Annotated in this window: 4 protein-coding genes; 2 read left to right on the plus strand and 2 right to left on the minus strand. The window is 69.3% G+C overall.

Going from position 1 to position 3667, the window contains the following annotated elements; translation table 11 throughout:
- The first annotated feature begins 54 nt into the window (after positions 1–54).
- Positions 55–639, plus strand: coding sequence for a DUF6434 domain-containing protein (locus ACIQOV_RS32445; RefSeq protein WP_331768790.1), 585 nt, complete (start codon positions 55–57; stop codon positions 637–639).
- A 78-nt stretch (positions 640–717) separates the two neighbouring features.
- On the opposite strand, the gene ACIQOV_RS32450 is transcribed toward ACIQOV_RS32445, so the two are convergent.
- Together ACIQOV_RS32450 and ACIQOV_RS32455 are read right to left on the minus strand one after the other, a co-directional pair.
- Positions 718–1530, minus strand: a complete 813-nt coding sequence (locus ACIQOV_RS32450; RefSeq protein WP_401054288.1) for an isocitrate lyase/phosphoenolpyruvate mutase family protein — start codon at positions 1528–1530, stop codon at positions 718–720.
- 391 nt (positions 1531–1921) lie between these two features.
- Positions 1922–2533 carry a hypothetical protein gene (locus ACIQOV_RS32455; protein ID WP_331768792.1) on the minus strand — a complete coding sequence of 204 codons (612 nt, stop codon included), beginning with the start codon at positions 2531–2533 and terminating at the stop codon, positions 1922–1924.
- 188 nt (positions 2534–2721) lie between these two features.
- Between ACIQOV_RS32455 and ACIQOV_RS32460 the strand changes: the two genes are divergently transcribed.
- A complete protein-coding gene (locus tag ACIQOV_RS32460; RefSeq protein ID WP_331768886.1) occupies positions 2722–2895 on the plus strand; it encodes an ATP-binding protein in 174 nt (57 codons plus the stop codon).
- Positions 2896–3667 lie beyond the last annotated feature (772 nt).

The following is a 3667-nucleotide window of genomic DNA, read 5'->3' on the forward strand; positions in this document are numbered from 1 at the left end:
GGAGGGAGAGTGCGGGGACGGACCCCCTGAACAGGATCCGGCAGAATCACGACCGTGATCGAGAGCCGGAACACCAGTACGACAATCATCGAGTCCAGGCCCCCGCTGACGGCCGGCCTCACCGGCGACGAACTGCTGCGCTGGTACTGGACGCTGGACGAGCTGACGGTTCTCGCCCGCTCGATGGACGTCGCGCGGCACGGCGGAAAGGCGGCGCTCACCGCCCGGCTCGCCGCGGCACTGGACGGCCTGCCGCTACCGGCCACCCCGGCGGGCCGTTCCCGGGCGACCGCGCAGCTGGCCGCGCCCGTTGACGGCGACACGGTGATCCCGCCGGGCCAGCGGTGCAGCCAGGTCCTACGGGAGTACTTCGTCGGAACGATCGGCCCCGGCTTCCACTTCGACGCCTTCATGCGCGAGTTCATCGCCCGGGGAGCCGGCCTGACCCTGGCCGATGCGGTGACCCACTGGCATTCCACACGCCCGGAGATACTCCGGCCCCGCGAGATCGGGGAGCAGTTCGAGTTCAACCGCTTCACCAGCGCCTGGCACCGTACGAACCCGACCGGCACTCGCGCCCAGGCCCGCGAGGCCTGGTACGCCCACCGCGCACTCCCCAAACCCCCCACCGGCGGCTGACGGCACGCGCTCGCGGGGAGGGCCGAGGGAGCAGGGCACACCGCGTCCGGACTGCCCCGGGCGTGCAGCCGGGGGTGGTCAGCCGGTCGCGGTGAACAGGCTGTTGAGCTCCGGGTAGTCGATGGTCTGCCGGAGGCAGTCGTAGCCGCCGACGCGGTGCAGTTCGAGCGCCGCATGCCGTGCCACGGCGTAGGCGGCCTGCGCCACGCTCGAACCGAGGCTGACACGGGCCACGCCGAGGGCACCCAGCTCGTCCACCGGCACGGTGCCCGGCCCCGCCATGATGTTGAGGGGGACCGTCAGCCCTGCGGCCAGGTCCTTGATGACGCCGGGGTCCGTGACGCCGGGGACGAAGATCCCGTCTGCCCCGGCGTCGATGTAGGAGCGTGCCCGTCCCAGTGTGTCCTGCAGCCGGGTGGCGGGGTCGCCCAGTCCGAGCAGGTAGGTGTCGATGCGGGCGTTGACGAACAGGTCGACGCCCGCCCTCTGCGCTGCACCGCGGGTGGCCGCGAGCCGGTCGACGAGCGTGCCCGGGGGGCGGGTGCCGTCCTCGATGTTGATGCCCACCACGCCGGCTTCCAGTACCCGCGTGACGGTCTCCGCGACCTCGGCGGGGTTCTGTCCGTAGCCGGCTTCGATGTCGGCGGTCACCGGGACGGTGACCGCCGACGCGATGCGGGCGATGGCGTCCAGCACGGGGCCCCGGGGGACGCGGTCCCCGTCCGGGGCGCCGAGCGACCAGGCCACTCCGGCGCTGGTGGTGGCGATCGCGGTCGCCCCTGCGGCTTCGATGACGCGGGCGCTGGCGACGTCCCAGGCGTTCGCGAGTGCGAGTGGGCGAGCGGGCGTGTGGAGGGATCGGAAGAGCGAGGACTTGCTTGCGTTGGACATGCCCCTCAGAAAACCAGCAGGTGAGGCCGTTGTCCGGCGGGAAACAGACACGAACGTGCGCGAGCCCGGGCCACCTCCGAGCGATGGGCTTCGCGATCACGAGACGCTGCCGGTTCTCGTGATTGGTTCGGTCGGACGCTGCTCGATCTCAGGAGCAGCGCCACCTCCGCTGTGTCCACCGGGCACGGTGGGTGGTGCGGCGCCTCGGAGCCCTTCGGGAGCGGGGGAGGGGCTGTCGGACGGACCTTGTCCGTCACGACTGTCAGTGTGGCTCTGTCCGCGAGAACAGGTTCTGACTCAAGTTCCGTTCCGTGAACGATCTCCGTGGGTCTGTGGAGGTTTCCGGCTCGCCGCCGGTGGAGGGTGGTCGACCCGCAGCCGCAGGCCCTGCCTACTCCGGTGTGGTCGAGACGGCCAGTCGGCCCTGTACGGCGTCGATCATGGTGTCGCACCACTTGGCGATCTGTTCGAGTTGAGTCCTCACCTCGGCGGCCAACTTGTCTGCCTCCCGCCGACGGCCGGCGCGGCGCAGAGACCGGACTTCCTCGGTTGCTTCAGCAACGGCTGACTCCAGCTGATTGACCGTCGCCCGGAGTGTGTAGGGCGCGCTCCGGGTGGCTTTCACAATCCCGGTGGCGACTCGAGCGATCGCGAGCAGTTGATCGGCACTTAGGCCCGCCTGTCGGGAGAAGGCGATGGTCTCCGTGTAGCCGCCTTGTGGCAGCTGGTCTTGCCTGAGGGTTTCCCGCGCACCGCACGCTCGCAGGAACGCCAGGATGGCCTGCTCCGCGACGAAGGCCTGCCGTCCGTCGTCGAAGACGATCTCAGCCGTCGTGCGCCACCCGTGTCGGGCATGCCGTCGAACCCGGCTGGTGCGACTGGCCCGGCTTGTGACACCTACCTTCAGGGCATTCAGCTCGTCGTACTCTGCGATGTACAGCACAGCGCCGGCCTCGACCAGAGCATGGAAGTTCCGGCCTGGGTGGGCGCTGGCGTCTGCCATCTCGGTATGCATACCGCGATAGTGCTGGGCGGCACCGACAGTCTCCCCCGCTGGCGGTGCTCACGAGACCGGGATCTGGTTCAACTTCTGGGTGTGTTGCCGGTCTCCCAGTCGCGGCGATCGAGGTTCGGCGACGGCGGCCACCGAAAATTGGATCAAGCGCGATTCTGTGAAGTCCGCACGTAGCGATCGCTTCCAGCCGGCCCTTCACCGAGTGGGACCAGACCTTCACCGAGAAGCGGCTCTGCCAGGCGATCGTCGACCGGCTCACCTTCGAGGCCCACATCATCGAGACCGAAACCCAGTCCTTCCGCCTGGCCGGCACCGCTGCCCAGCGCCAGGCCGCCGTAGCTGCCGCCTGAATACAAGCCCTCGACAACCCGCACAGATCAGCGGGACCGGCCAAGGCCAGGGTGGCGGCCACGGGCAGGCGGCTCGCCGGCTCAGTCTGTGGTCGAGCGCACCCGGCCAGGGTCCAGGTGCAGTTCGTAGGCGGTGTTGCACTCGCTGATCAGCGTGCCCACCTCCACACCGCAGGGGCACAGTTGGTTCATACCGCTTTGGCCGTCGAGGCCGCAGCATCCCCCGGAATGCTACTTCCAGTCAGGATGCGGCTGAAGTCCCGGTGCGTCCTGCGGGTGCAGGACGACCGTGCTCCGGGGGCCTGCGGACACCAGGAATCCGTCGCCGTCCGGGTCACCGAGGCAGGGCCCGCCGGCGAAGACTTCCCGACATTCGTCGGAGGGGACGAGCGGGGCGCCCCACGGCTCGGGTTCCAGAGCGAAGAAGCCGAGTGGCAGGGTGGGAGTAGCCCGACGTGATCCGTCCGCTTTGGGAAACCCTTGATCCATCGAACGCGCTGGCACCTCGGGCAGCTTGGTCAACGGCCCCGCGATCGGACGATCACAGGCCGCACACACGAACACAGTCACCTGGAATTGGTAGCACCCACCCGACGCCCTTCCAAACGGACTATCAGCCGACGACCGCCGTTGGTCCCGACTCACCATCGGCCCCGACACGGCTGCCGGCTTCCGCTCCGACGCTCCCAGGCGCCCCGCATCGAACACAGCGGTGCCCGCCCTTCCAAACGGACTATCAGCCGACGACCGCCGTTGGTCCCGACTCACCATC

The organism is Kitasatospora sp. NPDC091257, assembly GCF_044757675.1.
Taxonomy (GTDB): domain Bacteria; phylum Actinomycetota; class Actinomycetes; order Streptomycetales; family Streptomycetaceae; genus Kitasatospora; species Kitasatospora lactacystinica.

Coding starts and splice junctions, on each gene's coding strand:
- ACIQOV_RS32455 (WP_331768792.1), bottom strand. CDS start 2,533: ATGGCAGACGCCAGCGCCCACCCAGGCCGGAACTTCCATGCTCTGGTC.
- ACIQOV_RS32450 (WP_401054288.1), bottom strand. CDS start 1,530: ATGTCCAACGCAAGCAAGTCCTCGCTCTTCCGATCCCTCCACACGCCC.